Genomic DNA, 20,754 nt, shown 5'->3' with positions numbered 1-20,754 from the left:
TCTCCGGTTCGTGACCCCGCCGCCCCGCGCCCCCATGCCGGGCATCAGCGGACGCGGATGATCACGTCGACACGGGCGATGGAGGCATCGCCCGGCGGTTCGGGCAGACGGGCGATCTGGACCGCATCCCCGGGGATGTCCTGGAGATGGCCGCCGTCTTCATAAAAGAAATGATGATGGTGGCTGACATTGGTGTCGAAATAGGACCGGCCGCTGTCGACGACCAGCTCGCGCAGCAGCCCCGCCTGGGTGAACTGGTGCAGCGTATTGTACACGGTGGCCAGCGACACCGGGAGCGCCGCCGCCTGCGCCTCGCGGTGCAGCTCTTCGGCCGTCACATGACGGTCGGTGCCGTCGAGCAGCAGACGCGCCAGAGCGAGACGCTGCTTGGTCGGCCGGAGACCGGCTGCCTTGAGCTTCTCGAGCACGGCGGTATAGGGGCGGTTGGTGGACATTCCCGGCTCTCGTCTTGTTGAAGGTCCACGACGCGCCATGGGAAAGTCGCGTAGGGACGGTCAGTTAGCCAGGAATTTAGGTGCGTTCCATTCTGAGTGCAAGGCCGGAGACCAGGGAAGCCCCCCGATCTCCGGCCGGAAGATGCACATCAGTCACCGGTGCGGATGCGTTCGACGAGCTGACGCACGGTCGGCACGAAGCCGTTCGAATAGAACGGATCCTCGGCGAAACGATAGGCGTTGTGGCCGGCGAACATCAGCTCGTGCTCGACATTCGAGCCATGGGCGATGTTCTGCAGCGTTTTCTGGATGCAGAAGCTGCGCGGATCGGCCCGACGGCCGGTGGTGCCCTTCTCGTTGGCCGCCCAGTTGCTGAACTGGCAGGCCGACAGGCACCCCATGCAGTCGATCTGATCGATATGGATCTGCTTCGCCGCGGCGGGGTCCACGAAGATCAGCGTGCTGTCCGGGGTCTTCATCGCTTCGGTATGACCCTCGGCGATCCAGCCCTGGGCACGCTCGAAATCATGGGCGGTGACATAGACCGGCCGGCCGCGGGCACCGATCGGCAGCGCCACCTCGTGATCGCCCACGGGCTCGGTGGTATAGGCGATCTGGCGATCGCTGCGGCCACGGAGTTCCTGCAGGAAGTCGTTGTTGACCGCCGAGGAATAGAATCCGGTCGGGCTGAAGCGATGCAGATAGACATCACCCGGCTTCAGCGTCCGCAGCCGCTCCTTCCAGGCATCCGAAATCGGGCTCTCCCTGGTCAGCAGCGGCCGGGTGCCGAACTGGAACGCCACCGGCGCCACCTCGGGATCGTCCAGCCAGTGCTCCCACTCGCGCAGATACCAGACGCCGCCGGCCATGATGATCGGCACGTTGGGGATGCCGATCTCTTTCATCAGCTCGCGCAGTTCCCGCACACGCGGATAGGGCGACTGCGGCTCGCGCGGGTCCTCGGCGTTCGACAGGCCGTTATGGCCGCCGGCAAGCCACGGATCCTCGTACACCACGCCGCCCAGATATTCGGCGAAGCGGTGATAGGCGCGCTTCCACAGCGCCCGGAAGGCGCGGGCCGACGAAACGATCGGGTAGTAATAAACCCCGTGCTCGGCGGCGATCTGCGCCACGCGATAGGGCATGCCGGCACCGCAGGTCACGCCGTGGATCAGGCCTTTGGCCCCTTCCAGCACGCCCTGCAGCACCGTCTCGGCGCCACCCATCTCCCACAGCACATTGACGTGGATCCGGCCTTCGCCGCCCGCCAGCTCGTGGGCAATGCGTGCCTGGGTGATGCCGCCGCGGATGCCATAGGCCACCAGCTCGCCATGACGCTCGCGGCGGGTCTTGCCGTAATAGGTCTGCGGGATCGGGCGGCCGTCGGCGTCGAAACTGTCGGCATTCACACCCGAAAACGTCCCCACGCCGCCGGCTGCAGCCCACGCGCCGGAGCTTTCGCCGTTCGACACGGCGACACCTTTCCCGCCTTCGACCAAGGGCAGGACTTCCCGTCCGGACAGGAGGATGGGGTTCAAGGGCTTCACGATGCCTCCGCTACTCGTCCTTGCGTTCTTTTTGTTCAAAGCGGCGGCCCGGGCCGGCGGTTCCGCCGTCCGATCCGCGCCGATGCGTTCGAACCGATCCACCCGCAGCCGGGTCTCGAGACCGGGCTTTGGGCAGGTTCGCCGGTTAACTGGCCATGGTTTTCCATGAAGTCCAGCCCTGCCCGCCGTGGTTTTTTGCACCGCACCCGCACAGCGCGGCCCTCACCGGCAAGGCAGTCGGCAGACATGGCGACGCCGGCCGGCGATTTCCTGAAGGGGAAGCCACCGGCCGGCGCGTCGTCATATCACGGAATGCGGAGCCGCGCGATCAGCGCGGGCCGCGGGGCTTGCGCGGACGGTCGCCGCGGTCGCCACGATCCCGGTCGCCACGGGGCTCACGGTCGCCACGCGGCTCGCGGTCGCCGCGGGGCTCGCGATCACCACGGGGTTCGCGCGGCTCACGGGTATCGGGCAGCTCTTCGCCGGTCGCCTGATCGACGACGCGCATCGAGAGCTTCACCTTGCCGCGGTCGTCGATGCCCAGCACCTTGACCTTCACCTCGTCACCCTCGTTGATCACGTCGGTGACCTGGTTGACGCGCTGGGCCGACAGCTCCGAAATGTGGACCAGGCCGTCACGGGTGCCGATGAAGTTCACGAAGGCGCCGAATTCGACCACCTTCACCACCTTGCCGGTGTAGATGGTGCCGACCTCGGGTTCGGCCACGATGCCCTTGATCCAGTTGATCGCGGCGTCCATGGCCTTGCCGTCCACCGCGGCGACGCGGATGGTGCCGTCGTCCTCGATGTCGACCTTGGCGCCGGTCTGCTCGGTGATCTCGCGGATCACCTTGCCGCCGGTGCCGATCACTTCGCGGATCTTGTCCTTGGGGATCGAGATGGTCGTGATCCGCGGCGCGTTGGAGCTGACCTCCTCGCGCGCACCGCCCAGCGCCTCGGCCATGCGGCCCAGGATGTGCAGGCGGCCGTCGCGGGCCTGGCCCAGCGCCACCTTCATGATCTCTTCGGTGATGCCGGTGATCTTGATGTCCATCTGCAGGGCGGTGATGCCCTGCTCGGTGCCGGCCACCTTGAAGTCCATGTCGCCCAGGTGATCCTCGTCGCCGAGGATGTCGCTCAGCACCGCGAAGCCGTCATCTTCCTTGATCAGGCCCATGGCGATGCCGGCCACCGGACGCGCCAGCGGCACACCAGCATCCATCATCGACAGCGAGCTGCCGCAGACGGTGGCCATCGACGACGAGCCGTTCGACTCGGTGATCTCCGACACGATGCGGATCGTGTAGGGGAAGGCCGACTTCTCGGGCAGCACGGCGCGCAGGGCCCGCCAGGCCAGCTTGCCATGGCCGATCTCGCGACGGCCGGGGCTGCGCATCGGGCTCGCCTCGCCCACCGAATAGGGCGGGAAGTTGTAATGCAGCAGGAAGTGCTCGCGGTACTCGCCCTCGAGCATGTCCATGATCTGCTCGTCCTGGCCGGTGCCGAGCGTGGTGACCACCAGCGCCTGGGTCTCGCCGCGGGTGAACAGCGTCGAACCGTGGGCCCGCGACAGCACGCCCACTTCCGAGACGATCGGGCGGACGGTCTTCAGGTCGCGGCCGTCGATGCGCACGCCTTCCTTCAGGATCCGGCCGCGCACGATCTTGGCCTCGAGGGCCTTGAACGCGCCCGAGACCAGCTGGGGCTCAAGGCCCTCGCCGGCGACCAGGGCCTCGACGGTCTTCTCCTTGACCGCCTTGACCGCCAGCTGGCGCTGCTGCTTCACGACCTGGCGATAGGCCTCTTCCAGGCCCGGACGGGCCACGGCGTCGACACGGGCCGCCACGGCCTTGGCGGCCGGGTTCTCGGGCAGCGGCCAGGGATCCTTGGCGCATTCCTCGGCAAGGTCGATGATCGCGTCGATGACCGGCTGGAAGCCTTCATGACCGAACATCACCGCGCCCAGCATGACCTCTTCGGTCAGTTCCTTGGCCTCGGATTCGACCATCAGCACGGCTTCGTCGGTACCGGCGACCACCAGGTCGAGGGCGGTGTCACCCATCTGCGAGCGCAGCGGGTTCAGCACATACTCGCCATTGATATAGCCGACGCGCGCACCGGCGATCGGGCCGAGGAACGGCACGCCCGAAATGGTCAGGGCGGCAGAGGCGGCCACCATCGACACGATGTCGGGGTCGTTCTCGGTGTCGTGGCTCAGCACGGTGCAGATGATCTGCGTCTCGTTGCGGTAGCCGTCGGCGAACATCGGGCGGATCGGACGGTCGATGAGACGCGAGGTCAGCGTCTCCTTCTCGTTCGGGCGGCCCTCACGCTTGAAGAAGCCGCCGGGGATCTTGCCCGCGGCGAAGGCCTTCTCCTGGTAATTGACCGTCAGCGGAAAGAAGTCGACGCCGGGCTTCGGCTCGCGGGCGGCGACCACCGTCGCCAGCACGGCGGTCTCGCCATAGGTGGCGAGCACGGCGCCGTCGGCCTGGCGCGCGATGCGCCCGGTCTCGAAGGTGAGCTTGCGCCCCGCCCACATGACTTCCTTGCGATAGATCGTAAACATCTCGTCTCTCTCTTCCATTCCATCGGCGGGGCGTCCGGGATGTTGCAGGCCGGGCTCCGCCGGACCCTGGCCTTCGACATCCCTGCACGTTTATCCCCGTCGTCCCGGCCCTTTGCCGGAACGGGGGTCCCGCGGGCGGACCGCCTGACCTTGCGCCCGTTCTCGTTCCGGGGCGCGTTCCCGGCCTTCATCCGGCCGGGCGGCGATCCGCATCGCGGCCGCATCCGGAACGGATCCGGACCGGCCGCATGCTCCGTCGGGGGTTCCTGATCACTCCACCTGCCCCGACGGCGACGACATGCCGCGCGCCATCCCATGACGGCCGCGAGCCGGGGCCCGGTTCGACCAGAGGCGGATCCCGGTGGATCCGTCGGCCGGGGAGCGGGCCCTCTCCCCCTTCATCTCCCGCGCGGTCGCGGACGGCAGATCCATCCGCTCGAGACAGGCACACCCCCGCGCGCAGGGTGGCCCCGGATGACGAAAGGGGGGACGCGATCGCCCCCCCTCCGGCCATCAGATCACTTACGCAGACCCAGGCGCTGGATGACTTCCTTGTACCGGGCCTCGTCGTTGCGACGCAGGTAGTCCAGCAGCTTGCGGCGCTGGCTGACCATCTTCAGCAGACCCCGCCGGGAGTGGATGTCCTTGGCATGGGTCTTGAAGTGCTCGGTCAGGTTGCGGATCCGCTCAGTCAGGATCGCGACCTGGACTTCCGGCGAACCGGTGTCATTGGTGCCGCGGGCGTATTCGGTGACCAGCTCGGTCTTGCGCGACTTCGTGATCGACATCGGGTGTCCTTCCTTGATCAGGCGGCGCTGGTGGCGCCGAGGTTGAAGCCGCGCACCGAACGAAGCAATCCGTCCTCGGCCCGGGCGAGCGCCACCAGGCGCCCGTCGAGCGTCGCACGAACCAATCGTCCTTCGGGAACGGCCATATCCCTGAGCGGGCGCCCGTTTCGGAGCGCATCGGCTTCGGGACCGGTCAGGGCCAGCGCCGGGATGTCGTCCAGCGCGGTCTCGACCGGAAACAGATGGGTATCGAGCGCGGCACTATGCACGAGCGCTTCAAGCTTTTCCAGAGTGATTGCATGGGCTTCGCCGAATGCGCCCGATCGGGTCCGCCTCAGCATCGACAGATGCCCGACCGTGTCGAGCGCCAGTGCCAGATCCCGGCCCACCGCCCGGGCATAGGTGCCCTTGCCGCAGGCCAGCCGGAAGCGGGCATGGTCGGCGTCCAGGATGGTCAGCAGCTCCAGCGCGTCGATCCGCACCCGGCGCACCGGCATCTCGGGCGCCTCGCCGGCCCGGGCCAGCGCATAGGCGCGCCGGCCGGCCAGCTTGATCGCCGAATAGGCCGGCGGCACCTGGTCGATCTCACCCAGGAAATCCGGCAGGGCCGCACGGATCGCCGCAGCGTCGGGGCGATGATCGCTGGTCTCCAGCACCTCGCCCTCGCGGTCGTCGGTGGCCCGGGCCTCGCCCCAGTGGAGGTCGAAGACATATTCCTTCGCGCCGTCCATGGCATGGGCGACCGTCTTGGTCGCCTCGCCCAGCGCGATCGGCAACACACCCGAGGCCAGCGGATCCAAGGTGCCGGCATGGCCGACCTTGGCGGCCCCGGTCAGCCGTTTCACGGCCGCGACCGCCTGTGCTGAACTCATGCCCTCGGGCTTGTCGATGGCGAGCCAGCCGTCGATCGGCAGGCCACGGCGTCGGCGTGCCACGCGCTCAATCCTCCCGGTCGCCATCCCCGACCACATGATCACCGACCACATGATCACCGGCCCCATGATCACCGGCCGCATCGTCCTCGTCGTCGAGATCGCGGCGGATCACCGGCTTTGCCAGCAGGCGGTCGATATGGGCGGCGTAGTCGAAGCCGGTATCGAGCCGGAACAGCAGCCGGGGCGTGAATTTCAGCGACACCTGCCGGCCGATGCCCCGCTGGAGCGTCGAGGCCGAACGGGCAAGCGCCTTGATCACCACGTCGGCGCCGTCGCTGTCCAGGCCCAGCGGCGAGACATAGGCGGTCGCGGTGCGCAGATCCGGGGTCATGCGGACCTCGCTGACCGTGATCGGCCGGCCGTCGAGATCAGGATCGTGGGTCTCGCCGCGCATCAGCAGCTCCGCCAGCACCTGGCGGATCTGTTCACCGACGCGGAGCTGGCGCTGGCTGGGACCGGCAGCGCCCTGGGCGCGTTTGGACATGGCTTCCCTGCCGTTCATCGAAAGAAGGGGGTGGAATGCGTGCGGGCCGGCCGGGAGGGATCCCGGCCGGCCCGCATCGCGGTCGTTTCCGGCTCTGCGGCTCAGACCGGGCTCTTGAGCTCGGCGGCGATCTCTTCGACCTCGTAGGCCTCGATGACGTCGCCGGCACGCAGATCCTGATAGTTCTCGAAGGCCATACCGCATTCCTGGCCGGCCCGCACTTCGCGGACATCGTCCTTGAAGCGCTTGAGCGAGCTGAGCGAGCCCTCGTGGATGACCACGTCGTCGCGGAGCAGGCGCACCTTGCTGTCGCGGCGGACATAGCCCTCGGTGACGGAGCAACCCGCGATCTTGCCGACCTTGGTGATGGCGAAGACCTCGCGGATCTCGGCCTGACCGGTGATCGTCTCGCGACGGATCGGCGACAGCATGCCTTCCAGCATGCTCTTCACGTCGTTGGTCAGGTCGTAGATGACCGAGTAGTAGCGCAGTTCCAGACCGGCCTGGCGGGCCAGATCGCGGGCCTGGGCGTTGGCGCGGACGTTGAAGCCGATGATCAGGGCGTTGCTCGCCTGTGCCAGCGTGATGTCCGACTCGTTGATGCCGCCCACCGCGCCATGCAGCATGCGCACCGCGACCTCGTCGTTGCCCAGCTTGGCCAGCGTGGCGGTGATCGCTTCCAGCGACCCCTGCACGTCGGCCTTGACCAGCACCGCCAGCTCCTTCTTGGAACCGGCCGAGATCTCGGAGAGCATCTGCTCGACCGTGCCGCGGGCACCCAGGGCGGTTGCGGCACGGGCGCGCTGCTCGCGCTCCGAGCGGAAGGCCGAAATCTCGCGCGCCTTGCGCTCGTCCTCGACCACCACCAGCTCGTCGCCGGCCTGCGGAACGCCCTGGAGACCCAGGATTTCCACCGGCACCGACGGCCCGGCTTCCTCGACCTTGCGGCCCTTGTCGTCGATCAGGGCGCGCACACGGCCCCACTGGCTGCCGACCACGAAGGCGTCGCCGGTCTTGAGCGTGCCCTTCTGGACCAGCACGGTCGCGACCGGGCCGCGGCCCTTGTCGAGCTTCGCCTCGACCACGGCGCCCTGGGCGGCGCGATCGGTGTTGGCACGCAGTTCCAGAACCTCGGCCTGCAGCAGGATCGCTTCCAGCAGCTTGTCCAGGTTCTTGCCGGTCTTGGCCGAGACCTCGACGGCGATCACGTCGCCGCCCAGCTCTTCCAGAACCAGCTCGTGCTGGAGCAGCTCGTTGCGCACCCGTTCCGGATTCACGCCCGGCTTGTCGATCTTGTTGATCGCAACCACGATCGGCACACCGGCCGCCTTGGCGTGATTGATCGCCTCGACGGTCTGCGGCATCACGCCGTCATCGGCCGCGACCACCAGGACCACGATGTCGGTGACCTGGGCGCCGCGGGCACGCATGGCGGTGAAGGCCGCATGGCCCGGCGTGTCGAGGAAGGTGACGTGGTCACCGGTCTCGAGCTCGACCTGATAGGCACCGATATGCTGGGTGATGCCGCCGGCCTCGCGGGCCACGACATCGGTCTTGCGCAGCGCGTCGAGCAGCGAGGTCTTGCCGTGGTCGACATGGCCCATGACGGTGACGACCGGCGCCCGGGGGGTCAGATCGTCATCGGTATCTTCGACACCCAGGATGCCCAGCTCGACGTCGTCCTCGGCAACCCGCTTCACCCGGTGGCCGAATTCGGTCGCGACCAGTTCGGCCGTGTCCGCATCGATCGCCTGATTGATGGTCGCCATCACGCCCAGCGTCATCAGCTTCTTGATGACGTCGGCGCCACGGACGGCCATGCGGTTCGCCAGTTCCTGCACCGAGATCACCTCGGGCACGATGACGTCGCGGACCACGCGGGCCTGCGGCTCGGCCTGACGGCCGGCCCGGCGCATGCGCTCGCGCTGACGGCGCATCGCCGCCTGGCTGCGCTGACGCTCGCTCTCGTCGCCTTCGACCAGACGCTTGATGTCGCCCTTGCCGCCACGACGACGATCGTCGGTGGTACGCGGGGTCGGCGTCGCACGCTTGCTGGCGGCCTTGGCGCGGCTCTCTTCCTCGTCGCGCTCCACCTTGCGCTCACGGGCACGCTCAGCGGCCCGGGCGCGGGCGCGCTCGGCATCCTCGTCCAGCGGCGTCGCGGCAACGGGGGCACCACCCGCCGGCGGACGGCCGGCACCGGCCGGCCGCTCGGGCCGGGGGCCACGATCACCGCCGGGGCGGTCACCGCTGCGGAAGTCCGGACGGTCGCCGCGCGGGCGATCGCCACCCGGGCGGTCGCCACTGCGGAAATCGGGACGGTCGCCACGCGGGCGGTCGCCACCGGGGCGGTCGCCGCTGCGGAAATCGGGCCGGTCACCACGCGGACGATCGCCACCGGGGCGGTCGCCGCTGCGGAAATCAGGCCGATCGCCACGCGGACGATCACCCTGCGGGCGGTCACCCCGCGGCGGACGGTCGCCGCTGCGGAAATCAGGACGATCGCCGCGCGGACGATCGCCACCGGGGCGGTCGCCACTGCGGAAATCGGGACGGTCACCGCGCGGGCGGTCACCGGCAGGACGATCGCCGCGCGGACGATCGCCACCCGGGCGGTCACCGCTGCGGAAATCGGGCCGGTCGCCACGCGGGCGCTCGGCACGCATCTCGGGCTGGGCCTCGGGCGCCGGCTGGGGCCGGGCGGCTGCCGCAGCCGCGGCTGCGGCCTCTTCGGCGGCCTTGCGGGCAGCCTCTTCGGCCGCCTTGCGGGCGGCTTCCTCGGCGGCCTTGCGCGCCTCTTCCTCGGCCTTCTTCCTGGCCTCTTCCTCGACCTTGCGGCGGGCTTCCTCTTCGACCTTGCGCCGTGCCTCTTCCTCGGCACGACGGACCTCTTCCTCGGCCCGGCGCTTCTGGTCCTGGATCGCCTGTTCCAGCGCCCTCAGGCGCACATCCCGCTCGTCCTGCGTCAGGCCGCCGTCAGCGGCGGCGCCGCGCGCACGTCCGCGACCGCCGCCGGAACCGCCCCGGCCGCCCTGCTCGGGCACCGACACGGTCCGCTTGCGCTTGACCTCGACCGTCACGGTCTTGGAACGGCCGTGCGAGAAGTTCTGGCGGACCTGCGCGCCTTCGCCCGCAGGCTTCCTCCTCAGCTCAAGACGCCCGGCTCCCGACAGGCTGAGCGCCTTCTTCTGGCCGTCCTCGTTGGTCTCGCTCATATCGCTCCGGTTATCCGTTCTCTCTCAAGCCGGCCGACACCCGGTCGACAGGGTAGGGGGCATCCCTGAAACCCGCGAGGCGCCCGGCTTCCGCCAGGAAACGCTTCGCGAGCAGTCCTTCGGCAATTGCGACGTTGACCGCGTTCTCGCGTCCGAGAGCGCGGCCCATCTCGTCACGCGTCAACAACGCTACGACGGGAACGCCCTTCAGCGCCCCCATGCGGGATACGGCCACGTCTCCGGCATCAGATGCCAGAGACACGGCACCGACGGTCCCGGCATCGAGCCAGGCCCGCACCTTTTCGTATCCGGCAACGACCGCTCCCGCCCGGCGGCCGAGCCCAAGATATTCCAAACACCGGGCGGTTAGCAATCGCTCGACCGTCCCGATCAGGTCTTCACCGGCTTTCACCGGCGCCTTGAAGGCCCGGGGAAAGGCCTTCCGGCGGATCGCCTGTTCCAGCAGATCGGCCCGGGCAGTCACCCAGGCGCCCCGTCCGGGCAGGCGGCCATCCATGTCGGCGACCACCTCGCCGCCCGGGGCGACGACGAAACGGATCATGCCGTCCGGCGATCCGCTCTGTCCGGTCGCAATGCAGCGGCGCTCGGGCGCACGATCACGCGGACCGCCATCGGTCGGCAGATCCGCCGCCGTGTCCGTCATCGCGTTCTCATCCACCGTCAAGCCCTGCACCACCACGATCTGCTCAGGCCTCGCTGTCGCCCGCGGGGGCGGCATCGGCTTCGGGGGCGTCCTCGCCCTCGAACCAATGGGCACGCGCGGCCATGATGATCCGGTTCGCTTCCGCCTCGTCGATCGTGCCGGCGGGCAGAAGCTCGATCAGCTCGTCGCCGGCCAGATCGGCCAGATCGTCCAGCGTCTTGATGCCCTTCTCGCCCAGGCTCGCCAGCATGACCGGGGTCATGCCGTCGATCTCGGCCACGGCATCCTCCACGCCCAGCTCGCGGCGCTTGTCGTCCATCTGACGATCACGGGCCTCGAGGAAGATCTGGGCACGGTTCTGAAGCTCGGCCGCGACATCCGGGTCGAAGCCTTCGATGCCCGACAGCTCGTCTTCCGCGACGAAGGCGATCTCCTCGATCGACTCGAAGCCTTCGGTCACCAGCAGCTGGGCGATCACCTCGTCGACGTTCAGCGCCTCGATGAACAGCCGCGAGCGCTCGCGGAACTCTTCCTGGCGCCGCTCGGACTCTTCGGTCTCGGTCACGATGTCGATATCCCAGCCGGTCAGCTGAGATGCCAGGCGCACATTCTGACCGCGGCGACCGATCGCGAGCGACAGCTGCTCGTCGGGAACCACGACCTCGATGCGCTGGGTGTCTTCGTCCATCACCACCTTGGCGACCTCGGCCGGGGCCAGGGCATTCACCAGGAAGGTGGCCGGATCCGGCGACCAGGGAATGATGTCGATCTTCTCGCCCTGCAGTTCGGCAACCACGGCCTGCACGCGTGAGCCACGCATGCCGACGCAGGCGCCGACGGGGTCGATGCTGCTGTCGTGGCTGGTCACCGCAATCTTGGCGCGCGATCCGGGATCCCGGGCGCAGCCCTTGATCTCGATGATGCCGTCGTAGATTTCCGGCACTTCCTGGGCGAACAGCTTCGCCATGAACTGCGGATGGGTCCGCGACAGGAAGATCTGCGGGCCCCGGGGCTCTTCACGCACGGCGTAGATATAGGCGCGCACGCGGTCGCCGACACGGAAGCTCTCGCGCGGGAGCAGCTCGTCGCGGCGCATCACGGCCTCGGCGCGGCCCAGATCGACCACGACGCTGCCGTATTCGGCGCGCTTGACGATGCCGTTGATGATCTCGCCGACGCGGTCCTTGAACTCGTCGAACTGGCGCTGACGCTCGGCCTCGCGCACCTTCTGCACGATCACCTGCTTGGCGGTCTGGGCGGCGATGCGGCCGAAATCGATCGGCGGCAGCGGGTCGACCAGGAAATCGCCGGGGGCGGCATCGGGCTTGCGGTGACGGGCATCGGCCACCGACATCTGGGTCGCCTCGTCCTCGACCTCGTCCACCACCTGGGTGTAGCGATAGAGCCGGATCTCGCCGGTCTTGCGGTCGATGGTCGCGCGGATATCGTGGTCCTGGCCGTATTTGCGGCGCCCGGCGGTCTGGATGGCCTGCTCCATCGCCTCGAGCACGGCATCGCGGTCGATCGACTTCTCGCGGGCAACCGCATCGGCGACCTGAAGCAGCTCGTGCCGGACCGGGCCGGTGTTGAAGTTGATGTCCATGGGCGCACTCAGCTCCGGTTGTCCTGAACGGCGGCGATGAGCTCATCGGTCAGGATGAGCTTCGCCGACGAAATCTCGTCGAATGGCAGGGCCGGTTCCGACCCGTCATCGAGGCGGATGGCCACCAGACCGCCTTCGCGCACGCCGGCCAGCCGGCCACGGAAACGCTTGCGCCCCTCATGCGGGCGGCGCAGTTCCATCTTGGCCTCGAAGCCGGCGAACCGCTCGAAATCCTTCAGCCGGGTCAGCGGCCGGTCGATGCCGGGCGAACTCACTTCCAGCGAATAGGCCTCGGTGATGGGATCCTCGACGTCGAGGAGAGCCGACACGACGTGGCTGATCTCGGCGCAGTCGTCCACCGTCATCGGCTGACCGTCCACCCGCTCCGCCATGATCTGGAGCGTGGCATTGACGCCGGAACGAAAGGTCACCCGCACGATCTCGTAACCGAGATCGCCGACGGCCGGCTCGATCAACTCCGTGATACGACGAACGACGTCCATGCGCTCCTCCGGTGGCGGGGCGACTCGCGAACCCTCTCGGGGCGGCGGTCCGACGCGGCACAATAAAAAAAGGCGGGCTTGGAAGGCCCACCCGGCGGAAGCTGCATGTGACCGCGACCACCGGCGGGCCCTCGTCCGGACGTACCTCGCCGCTCCCTCACCGGGGCGGATGGCTCGTCGGCTTGGGCGCTGGCGGGATCGCCGGCGGTCCGCAATCGCGGACGCTGGTCAATATACGCATATGTCGCGGAACCGCAAGGGGTTTATCCACAGCATCCCCGCGCAGGGATGCGCAGCGGTTGCAGATCCGCCCTGCGGTCCGGGTCAACCGCGCCGGAAACTCATGAAGACCGGCACACGCCCGGCGGCACGGGCCTTCGCTTCGTAGCGCGTCTCGATCTGCCCGTCCGGCCGCCGCTGCCAGTCGCCCGGCCGCCGGGCCTCCCAGCTGAAATCGGGATGGGCGCGAAGATGGGCCAGCGTCCAGGCGCAGAGATCGGGATGGTCGGTGGCGGCGATCAGCCGCCCGCCCGGCCGCAGCACGCGGGCAAGCCCCGCCACCGTCTCCGTCTGGATGAAGCGGCGCTTGTTGTGGCGGCGCTTGGGCCAGGGGTCCGAGAACAGCAGGTAGACCCGGGCCAGCGAGGCATCGGGCAGGGCATCGAGCAGTTTCGCCGCATCGTCGCCCAGCACCCGGACATTGCGCAGCCCACGGCGCTCCAGCTCCACCAGAAAGGCCGACATGCCGCCGATATAGGGCTCGCAGCCGATGAAGCCGGTATCCGGCTCGGCCTCGGCCCGGGCAATCAGATGCTCGCCGCCACCGAATCCGATCTCGACCACGATTTCGCGCATCGGCCGGTCGAACAGCCCGGCGGGCTCCAGCCGCGTCCCGGGTTCCGGCAGGGCGATTGCCAGTTCGGGCAGGGTCTCTTCCATCGCCCGGCTGCGCCCGGCCTTGAGCGGACGCCCCACCCGGCGGCCGAAATGGCGGCGGCCCATGCTTTCACCGGCGGCATCCGCCAGGGTATCGGTCCCGGGGGTCCGGGTATCGTCGGCGCTGGTCATCGTCGGCACGGGTCCGGCTTGCGGCTGAAGATCGGGTCGGAAACGCAACGGGGCGGCGGCCGTTCCCGGCCGCCGCCCCGCTGATCGCACGAATGGGGATCAGAGCACAAGCTGCTTGATCGTCTCCGCCAGATCGGTCTTCTCCCACGAGAAGCCGCCATCGGCCTCGGGATCGCGGCCGAAATGGCCGTAAGCCGCAGTGCGGCCGAAGATCGGCCGGTTCAGCTTCAGATGCTCGCGGATGCCACGGGGCGTCAGGTTCATCGCCTCGCGGAGCGCCTTTTCAAGCTTCGCCTCGTCGACCTGGCCGGTGCCGTAGGTGTCGACATAGACCGACAGCGGATGCGACACGCCGATCGCATAGGCGAGCTGGATGGTGCAGCGATCGGCAAGGCCGGCCGCCACCACGTTCTTCGCCAGATAGCGTGCGGCATAGGCGGCCGAGCGGTCGACCTTGGTGGGGTCCTTGCCCGAGAACGCACCGCCACCATGGGGAGCGGCACCGCCATAGGTGTCGACGATGATCTTGCGGCCGGTGAGGCCGGCATCGCCATCCGGGCCGCCGATCACGAAATTGCCGGTCGGGTTGATGTAGAGCCCGGCGTCGTCGCACATCCAGCCGGCCGGCAGCGAGGCTTCGATGACCGGCAGGACGGCCGCGCGGACCTCTTCCTGCGACGCCGAGGCCAGATGCTGGGTCGACAGCACGATCGAGGTCGCGCGCACCGGCTTGCCATCGACGTATTCCAGCGTCACCTGGCTCTTGGCATCGGGGCCGAGCACCGAGATGTCGCCCGAACGGCGGGCCGTGCGCAGGTTGCGCAGGATGGTGTGGGCATAGTGGATCGGCGCCGGCATCAGCGCATCGGTCTCGCGGCAGGCATAGCCGAACATGATGCCCTGGTCGCCGGCACCCTCGTCCTTGTTGCCGGCGGCATCCACGCCCATGGCGATGTCGGCCGACTGCTCGTGCAGCAGCACCTCGACCTTCGCCGTGTTCCAGTGGAAGCCGTCCTGCTCGTAGCCGATGTCGCGAATCACCTCGCGAGCGACACGTTCGATCGTGTCGGGCGCGGTGTCGCCATGCGAGCGGATTTCGCCCGCGATCACCACACGGTTGGTGGTGGCGAGCGTCTCGCAGGCGACGCGGGAATAGGGATCTGCGGCGAGCAGATGATCCAGCACCGCATCCGAAATCCGGTCACAGATCTTGTCCGGATGTCCTTCGGAAACCGATTCGCTGGTAAAAAGATAGTTGCTGCGGGCCATGGCGCGTCTTCAACCCCTCAAGAACCGACGACGGACCACGAGATCGGAATCCGTGGTCCGGGCACCATCGCGGGTGGCGAACCGCGCTGGCACCACTGATGGACTCCGTGCGTCTGGGTTCTCGGCAGATAACGCGACAGCGCACCACCAAGCCCACTTAGCGCACTGTTTAACGTGGCGGCAAGCGGCACAAATCCGACCACGGACGATGTAGCGACATCCACGTCTACGCCGGGTGCGCTATCCACACCCTACATATTCACGCAGAAGTTTCAACTTCGTCGTCAGATGAAACTTTCACGGTGCGGCATCGGAATCAAGAGTGCTTTTTTGAGAGGCTATCGCGAGGCCATCGCTGATGGTCCGTGCAAGTTCAACCAGCCGCGCACGCGCACGCGGGTCCTGAATGCGGGAGAAGTTGAAGGCCAGGGTCTGCGCCTCGGGCCCGTCCATGACGAGCCAGTCGAACCCGTCGTCGATCCCGTCCGCGCTCTCTTCGGCCGTCACCGTTCCGACATCCTCGTAAAAGAACGACACCGGAACATTGAGCGCATGCGCAATGAGGAACAGCCGTCCCGCGCCGATGCGGTTCGCCCCGCGTTCGTATTTTTGAATCTGCTGGAACGTCAGACCGACCCGCTGTCCCAGCTTTTCCTGACTAAGCCCCAGGAGCTGGCGGCGAAGCCGCACCCGGCCACCGACATGGGCATCAATTGGGTTCAGTCGCGTCGCCATCCGTCACATCCCTCCTTGCTCACGGCTGCCTTCAATTCCGGCCCGTTTGTCAGGCGGATAGATGACATCACGCCATGGCATGGGTCAACCCCGGCGCGGGCATCGCAATGGCCGAAACGCGCATTCCGGGTTGCATTGCAGGCCCTACTCGCCTTTGATGACATGTGGCCAACGTCCCGATTGCCGGCTTCGACGCCACGGCGTCGGCAGGTAGCCGAACAACCGGTCTGCGATCCGATGCCCCCGGTCAGGCTCGCCACACGCGAAAGCGGCCATTTTTCATCCCAGGGTCATCAAGGCCCGCCATCAGTTTCCCCTCTGCCGGATACGCCGTCCCAGGCCGCCCGGCAGGAAGGCGAGCGCCAGAACGATCAGGCCCGCCACTGCGGCCGAGGCATCGCCGAGGCGGGCATAAAGCGTGGGGGGCAGAGCTGCGGGCAGCGGCCCGTCCAGCACGCCCCGGCGGTCCAGCTCCAGCAGGGCGATGATCCGCCCAAGCGGATCGACGATCGCCGAAATGCCGTTGTTGGCCGCACGGACCAGCGGCAGCCCTTCCTCGATGCTCCGCAGCCGGGCGGACGCGAAATGCTGATGGGGCCCCGCCGTCAGGCCGAACCATCCGTCATTGGTGACGTTCAGCAGAAAGCCCGGCCGGACCATGGGCGCCGCCCCCGCCGTCACCTCCCCCGGAAAGATCGCCTCATAGCAGATCAGCGGGCTGGCCGGCGGCAGCCCGGGCAGCGCCAGCGTCGCCGGGCCGGGGCCGGGTGTGAAATCGATGCTGCCGGCGGTAAGCTTCGGGAAGGGGTTGAATTCGCGCAGCGGCACATATTCGCCGAAGGGTACCAGATGTGCCTTGTCGTAGACGCCCACGATCCGCGCCCGATCATCGATCGCCATCACCGAGTTGAACACCCGCGGCTGCGGTTCCGTTCCCGCCGGCGCGCCGGCCGGCGGTGGCGTCCATTCCACACGGGGGGCGCCCGTGATCAGCAGACCGCCCGGCGGCACGGCCCGGGCCAGCACCTCGCGAACCTCGGCTTCCTGCTGCGGATAGTAGCCGACGGCCGTCTCGGGCCAGATCACGTCGGTGATGGTGTCGAAGCCCGGCCCCCGGGTCAGATCCAGATGCGTGCGCAGATGCTGCGCCTTCATCCCGCCGCGCCATTTTTCCTTCTGGTCGATCGCGGCCTGGACAAGGCGGAGTTTCACCCCCGGCACCATGACCGTCGGATGGGCCTCGAGACGCAGGGCGCCCCACAGGCCGACGCCCGCCAGCACCACAAGAATCAGCCCCCCGGTCATCGCCGCCGGCCGGCGGTCCCCCGGCTCCCGCACCAGCAGCAGCGCCGGGGCTGCAAAGACGGCGACGGCAAGCAGGCCCATGCCATAGGTACCGACGATCGCAGCCCCCTGCGCCAGGGCCGGCACGGCCAGAACCGAGGCACCGGCCAGATTCCAGGGAAATCCCGTCAGCAGATGGCCGCGCAGCCACTCGGCCGCCACCCATGCCACCGCCAGAAACAATACCCGCCCGGCGCCCTTCGGCGCCGCGCGGGCCTGCGCCATGCCGGCCAGCCCCGTAAAGATTGCAAGTCCGGCCGACAGCCCCAGAACCGAGGGCACGGCCAGCGCGCCGAAGGCCGCCGCGTCGACGAAGAAGGCGACGCCGATCCAGTACAGCCCGGCCGCGAACTGGCCGAGCCCGAAAGCCCAGCCTGTCCAGAAACCCGGCCAGAGCCGGCCGCGGACGCCATCGAGCAGCAGCAGAAGCAGGGTGAAGGCAACGAAGCCCAGGGGCCAGGCATCGGCCGGCGGCAGCGCCGCCGTCGACAGGCCGCCGGCCAGGGCCGCCAGTCCCAGACGTGCACGCACGCCAAGCCCGCCGATCCGGTCGGCGAGGCGGTGCAATCGGCCTTCCGCAGCCGGGCGGTCCCGATCGGCCAGGGTCACGCTGCCGTCGTGGCTTCAGGGGCGGTCACGCGGATGCGCAACCGCTTGATCCGCCGGGGATCGGCATCCAGAACCTCGAAGACAAGCCCCGCCGGATGCTCGACGGTCTCACCCGCCGCCGGCACACGGCCGGTGAGGGCAAAAACCAGACCGCCCAGCGTGTCGACATCCTCGTCGTCATCGACCAGAACCCGGTCCAGCCGCGCTTCCAGCTCTTCGACGTCCAGCCGGGCATCGGCCTCGAAGACGCCGTCTTCCACTTCCTCCAGCCGCGGCTGCTGTTGATCGTCGTGCTCGTCCTCGATCTCGCCGACGATCTGTTCGACCAGATCTTCGATCGTCACCAGCCCGTCGGTGCCGCCGTATTCGTCGACCACGATGGCAAGATGAATGCGGGTGGTCCGCATGCGGTTCAGCAGGTCGAGCACGCGCCTGGAAGGCGCCTCGAACAGCACTTCCCGCACCAGCCCCGGGCTTTCCAGCGTGCCGGTTTCTCCCAGACGCCCGACCACATCCTTGATGTGGACCATGCCGACCAGTTCATCCAGCGTGCCGCGATAGACCGGCAGCCGGGAATGCCCCGCCTCGGCCATGGCGCGGAGGGCGGCATCGATGGGTGTGGAGATTTCGATGGCGATGATGTCCGCGCGTGGCACCATCACGTCCTCGACGGTCAGATCGCCGAGTTTCAGCACGTTGGTCACCAGCTGGCGTTCGGCGGGGTCGAGCGCCTCGCGCTCCTCCTCCTCGCCTTCAATGCGCTCGGCCAGTTCGACCAGGCTCTCGCGCAGCTCGTCCCGGTCGCGGGAACGCCCGCCGCCGAGCCAGGACATCAGCAGATGCCCCAGGGAAGTATTGCCGGCCCCGCCCGAGCGGGGCCGTCTAGACGAAGATTGGTCGCTCATCGCTTCCTGCCCGATGGGCCGCCAGCCGACGGATCCTCATGATCCGGGCCCGGGGCCCCTGCCCTCGGACCCAGGTCAGCCCTGCGGTCCGGTCGATCGTATTGCCGCCCTGCCCGGAACGGCCTCCCGATCCTCCGACTTCTCAGACTCTCCAACGAAGGCGGGGGTGTCGTCAATCGTCCATCTGAACGCGGCAGCAGCGCGGCGGCCGCATGGTGCCGGGCAACCTTCGCGCGCACTCAGTCCGCGTCGGGCGCGCCCTCGATCTCGGCATAGGGGTCCTGGATGCCGAAGCCCGCCAGACAGCGGATCTCGATGGCTTCCATCTGCTCGGCCTGATCGTCGTCGACATGGTCGTGACCAAGCAGATGCAGCAGGCCGTGGGCGATCAGATGCATCAGATGGGCCCGAGGCGCCTTGCCCTGCGCGGCCGCCTCGGCCTTCACCGTCTCGGCCGCGACGATCACGTCGCCCAGCATCAGCGGCGCCTCTGCCGGCAGCATGTCGAGAACCTCATCGATCGTCTCCGGATCCTCCGGATCGATGGACTCTGCGGGAAAGGACAAGACGTTGGTCGGCTTGTCCTTCTCCCGCCAGTCACGGTTCAGCTCGCGCACGGCGGCATCGTCCGTCAGCGTGACCGAGATCTCGATCAGCCGGTCCTCCGCCCGTGCGAGCAGATCCGAGGCCGCCATCGTCAGCAAAGCGCCGGCCAGACGACCGATCGCCTCGGGCAGCGGCCCGTCCAGCCGGGCCGCCGGCTCGTCCCAGCAGGGATCGGCCCAGATTTGCCCGACGCGCTGCAGGGCGATCTCCACCCGCCCCCCCAGGAGAGCGAGCGTTTCGACATCCTCTGCCACGCTCTCGTCGCCATCCTCCTGCGGCGGCAGGTCGATCATGCCGTGCCCTCCCCGGCCTTTGCAGGGGCGCCGCCGCGTTCCGCCTGCCGGCGCGGGCGGCGCCGGGCTTCGTCGCGGGCGTCATAGGCGCGCACGATGCGGGCCACCAGCGGGTGGCGAACGACATCGGTATCATCGAAGGTGACGACCGACACCTCCTTAAGCCGCCCCAGCACCGACAGCGCATCGGACAGGCCCGAGACGGTGCCGGCCGGCAGATCGATCTGCGACAGGTCGCCGGTGATCACCATGCGGCTGTTCTCACCCAGGCGGGTGAGGAACATTTTCATCTGCACCGCGGTGGTGTTCTGCGCCTCATCCAGGATCACGAAGGCGTTGGAGAGCGTGCGGCCGCGCATGAAGGCGAGCGGCGCCACTTCGATCTTGCCGCTTTCGATCAGCTTGGCGACGATGTCGTCGGGCAGGGTGTCCTGAAGCGCATCGTAGAGCGGGCGGAGATAGGGGTTCACCTTCTCCTCCAGCGTGCCGGGCAGGAAGCCCAGCCGCTCCCCCGCCTCCACCGCCGGACGCGACAGAATGATGCGGTCGACCTTCTTTTCCAGGAACAGCGCCACCGCCATGGCCACCGCCAGATAGGTCTTGCCCGTACCCGCCGGACCGATGCCGAAGACCAGATCATGATCGCGGATCGCAGACAGATAGGCCCCCTGGCGCATGGACCGGGGCGTGATGCGCTTTTTCTTGGTCTTGATGACCACTTCGCCGGTGATGTAGGCACCAGCCTGCGCACCGTGATCGCCGCTGCGCCCTGCCGCCGGATGCGTGACCGTGGTGGTCGCCTCTGCCGGCGGGATTTCCACCGCCTCGGTGCCGAGCGCCGCGGTCGCGGCCTGGGTGACCATGCGGATCGCGGCGTCGACCTCGGCCATCGTCACGATCAGGTTGCGCTTCAGTCGCTGGTAAAGGCCGTCCAGCACATCGGCGGCGGCATCCTGGGCACTTTCACTGCCCTGGATCGCCAGGCGGTTGCCACGGCTGACGATATGCACGCCAAGCTGGCTTTCGATCCGCACCAGATGCTCGTCATGTTCGCCGACCAGCAGCGCGAGCAGGTGGTTGTCGTCGAAATCCAGGATCACCGCATCGATGTCGGCTGCGGCAACCCGCTCGGCAGCCATGGGGGTGCGGCCGCGCGCCGCGC

The 20,754-nt window shown here is 68.2% G+C and carries 17 protein-coding genes and 1 riboswitch; all 17 genes read right to left on the bottom strand.

The annotated features are described in order from the left end of the window. Window positions 1-44: 44 nt before the first annotated feature. The gene (irrA, locus tag WI697_RS02145; RefSeq protein ID WP_014747063.1) at window positions 45-455 is read right to left on the bottom strand and encodes an iron response transcriptional regulator IrrA; all 411 of its coding nucleotides are present in this window, start codon (window positions 453-455) and stop codon (window positions 45-47) included. A gap of 149 nt (window positions 456-604) precedes the next feature. Further along, window positions 605-2,002, bottom strand: a complete 1,398-nt coding sequence (locus WI697_RS02140; protein ID WP_062765925.1) for an NAD(P)H-dependent flavin oxidoreductase — start codon at window positions 2,000-2,002, stop codon at window positions 605-607. A 328-nt stretch (window positions 2,003-2,330) separates the two neighbouring features. After that, window positions 2,331-4,571 (bottom strand): polyribonucleotide nucleotidyltransferase, encoded by a 2,241-nt coding sequence (gene pnp, locus WI697_RS02135; protein WP_345957217.1) that lies wholly within the window; start codon window positions 4,569-4,571, stop codon window positions 2,331-2,333. A 518-nt stretch (window positions 4,572-5,089) separates the two neighbouring features. After that, a complete protein-coding gene (gene rpsO, locus WI697_RS02130) occupies window positions 5,090-5,359 on the bottom strand; it encodes a 30S ribosomal protein S15 (protein WP_014747060.1) in 270 nt (89 codons plus the stop codon). Window positions 5,360-5,376: 17 nt separating this feature from the next. Then, window positions 5,377-6,294: a tRNA pseudouridine(55) synthase TruB gene (gene truB / locus WI697_RS02125; RefSeq protein ID WP_296715083.1), complete on the bottom strand. Its 918-nt coding sequence runs from the start codon at window positions 6,292-6,294 to the stop codon at window positions 5,377-5,379. 4 nt (window positions 6,295-6,298) lie between these two features. Continuing rightward, entirely contained in the window at window positions 6,299-6,778 is a 480-nt protein-coding gene (rbfA, locus tag WI697_RS02120; RefSeq protein ID WP_345957216.1) for a 30S ribosome-binding factor RbfA, read from the bottom strand. 101 nt (window positions 6,779-6,879) lie between these two features. Then, window positions 6,880-9,993 (bottom strand): translation initiation factor IF-2, encoded by a 3,114-nt coding sequence (gene infB, locus WI697_RS02115; RefSeq protein WP_345957215.1) that lies wholly within the window; start codon window positions 9,991-9,993, stop codon window positions 6,880-6,882. A 10-nt stretch (window positions 9,994-10,003) separates the two neighbouring features. After that, window positions 10,004-10,693, bottom strand: a complete 690-nt coding sequence (locus WI697_RS02110) for an RNA-binding protein (protein ID WP_345957214.1) — start codon at window positions 10,691-10,693, stop codon at window positions 10,004-10,006. 7 nt (window positions 10,694-10,700) lie between these two features. Then, complete coding sequence (gene nusA, locus WI697_RS02105) at window positions 10,701-12,260, bottom strand: transcription termination factor NusA (RefSeq protein ID WP_014747055.1); 1,560 nt, start codon at window positions 12,258-12,260, stop codon at window positions 10,701-10,703. Window positions 12,261-12,268: 8 nt separating this feature from the next. After that, window positions 12,269-12,763 carry a ribosome maturation factor RimP gene (gene rimP / locus WI697_RS02100; protein WP_014747054.1) on the bottom strand — a complete coding sequence of 165 codons (495 nt, stop codon included), beginning with the start codon at window positions 12,761-12,763 and terminating at the stop codon, window positions 12,269-12,271. A gap of 324 nt (window positions 12,764-13,087) precedes the next feature. Next, window positions 13,088-13,831, bottom strand: a complete 744-nt coding sequence (trmB, locus tag WI697_RS02095) for a tRNA (guanosine(46)-N7)-methyltransferase TrmB (protein ID WP_082828518.1) — start codon at window positions 13,829-13,831, stop codon at window positions 13,088-13,090. Between the two features lie 99 nt (window positions 13,832-13,930). Beyond that, window positions 13,931-15,100: a methionine adenosyltransferase gene (gene metK, locus WI697_RS02090; RefSeq protein ID WP_345957213.1), complete on the bottom strand. Its 1,170-nt coding sequence runs from the start codon at window positions 15,098-15,100 to the stop codon at window positions 13,931-13,933. A 136-nt stretch (window positions 15,101-15,236) separates the two neighbouring features. After that, window positions 15,237-15,313: riboswitch (SAM riboswitch) on the bottom strand. Between the two features lie 84 nt (window positions 15,314-15,397). Further along, entirely contained in the window at window positions 15,398-15,835 is a 438-nt protein-coding gene (locus WI697_RS02085; protein ID WP_345957212.1) for a helix-turn-helix domain-containing protein, read from the bottom strand. 306 nt (window positions 15,836-16,141) lie between these two features. Beyond that, entirely contained in the window at window positions 16,142-17,746 is a 1,605-nt protein-coding gene (gene lnt / locus WI697_RS02080) for an apolipoprotein N-acyltransferase (protein ID WP_345957211.1), read from the bottom strand. 38 nt (window positions 17,747-17,784) lie between these two features. After that, window positions 17,785-18,693 (bottom strand): hemolysin family protein, encoded by a 909-nt coding sequence (locus tag WI697_RS02075; protein WP_231889409.1) that lies wholly within the window; start codon window positions 18,691-18,693, stop codon window positions 17,785-17,787. 239 nt (window positions 18,694-18,932) lie between these two features. Further along, entirely contained in the window at window positions 18,933-19,592 is a 660-nt protein-coding gene (ybeY, locus tag WI697_RS02070; RefSeq protein WP_345957210.1) for an rRNA maturation RNase YbeY, read from the bottom strand. Further along, window positions 19,589-20,731 carry a PhoH family protein gene (locus WI697_RS02065; RefSeq protein ID WP_345957292.1) on the bottom strand — a complete coding sequence of 381 codons (1,143 nt, stop codon included), beginning with the start codon at window positions 20,729-20,731 and terminating at the stop codon, window positions 19,589-19,591. Before WI697_RS02065 ends, ybeY begins: the two co-directional genes overlap by 4 nt. Window positions 20,732-20,754: the final 23 nt, after the last annotated feature.

The organism is Tistrella mobilis (assembly GCF_039634785.1).
Taxonomy (GTDB): Bacteria; Pseudomonadota; Alphaproteobacteria; order Tistrellales; family Tistrellaceae; genus Tistrella; species Tistrella mobilis.
This window is presented reverse-complemented; position numbering and strand designations above follow the sequence as displayed.

What these genes read in the sequence shown, in the direction of transcription:
- rbfA (WP_345957216.1), bottom strand. Translation starts at nt 6,778, where the DNA reads ATGTCCAAACGCGCCCAGGGCGCTGCCGGTCCCAGCCAGCGCCAGCTC.
- WI697_RS02065 (WP_345957292.1), bottom strand. Translation starts at nt 20,731, where the DNA reads ATGGCTGCCGAGCGGGTTGCCGCAGCCGACATCGATGCGGTGATCCTG.
- irrA (WP_014747063.1), bottom strand. Translation starts at nt 455, where the DNA reads ATGTCCACCAACCGCCCCTATACCGCCGTGCTCGAGAAGCTCAAGGCA.
- rpsO (WP_014747060.1), bottom strand. Translation starts at nt 5,359, where the DNA reads ATGTCGATCACGAAGTCGCGCAAGACCGAGCTGGTCACCGAATACGCC.
- rimP (WP_014747054.1), bottom strand. Translation starts at nt 12,763, where the DNA reads ATGGACGTCGTTCGTCGTATCACGGAGTTGATCGAGCCGGCCGTCGGC.
- pnp (WP_345957217.1), bottom strand. Translation starts at nt 4,571, where the DNA reads ATGTTTACGATCTATCGCAAGGAAGTCATGTGGGCGGGGCGCAAGCTC.
- ybeY (WP_345957210.1), bottom strand. Translation starts at nt 19,592, where the DNA reads ATGATCGACCTGCCGCCGCAGGAGGATGGCGACGAGAGCGTGGCAGAG.
- infB (WP_345957215.1), bottom strand. Translation starts at nt 9,993, where the DNA reads ATGAGCGAGACCAACGAGGACGGCCAGAAGAAGGCGCTCAGCCTGTCG.
- WI697_RS02085 (WP_345957212.1), bottom strand. Translation starts at nt 15,835, where the DNA reads ATGGCGACGCGACTGAACCCAATTGATGCCCATGTCGGTGGCCGGGTG.
- WI697_RS02075 (WP_231889409.1), bottom strand. Translation starts at nt 18,693, where the DNA reads ATGAGCGACCAATCTTCGTCTAGACGGCCCCGCTCGGGCGGGGCCGGC.
- trmB (WP_082828518.1), bottom strand. Translation starts at nt 13,831, where the DNA reads ATGACCAGCGCCGACGATACCCGGACCCCCGGGACCGATACCCTGGCG.
- nusA (WP_014747055.1), bottom strand. Translation starts at nt 12,260, where the DNA reads ATGGACATCAACTTCAACACCGGCCCGGTCCGGCACGAGCTGCTTCAG.
- metK (WP_345957213.1), bottom strand. Translation starts at nt 15,100, where the DNA reads ATGGCCCGCAGCAACTATCTTTTTACCAGCGAATCGGTTTCCGAAGGA.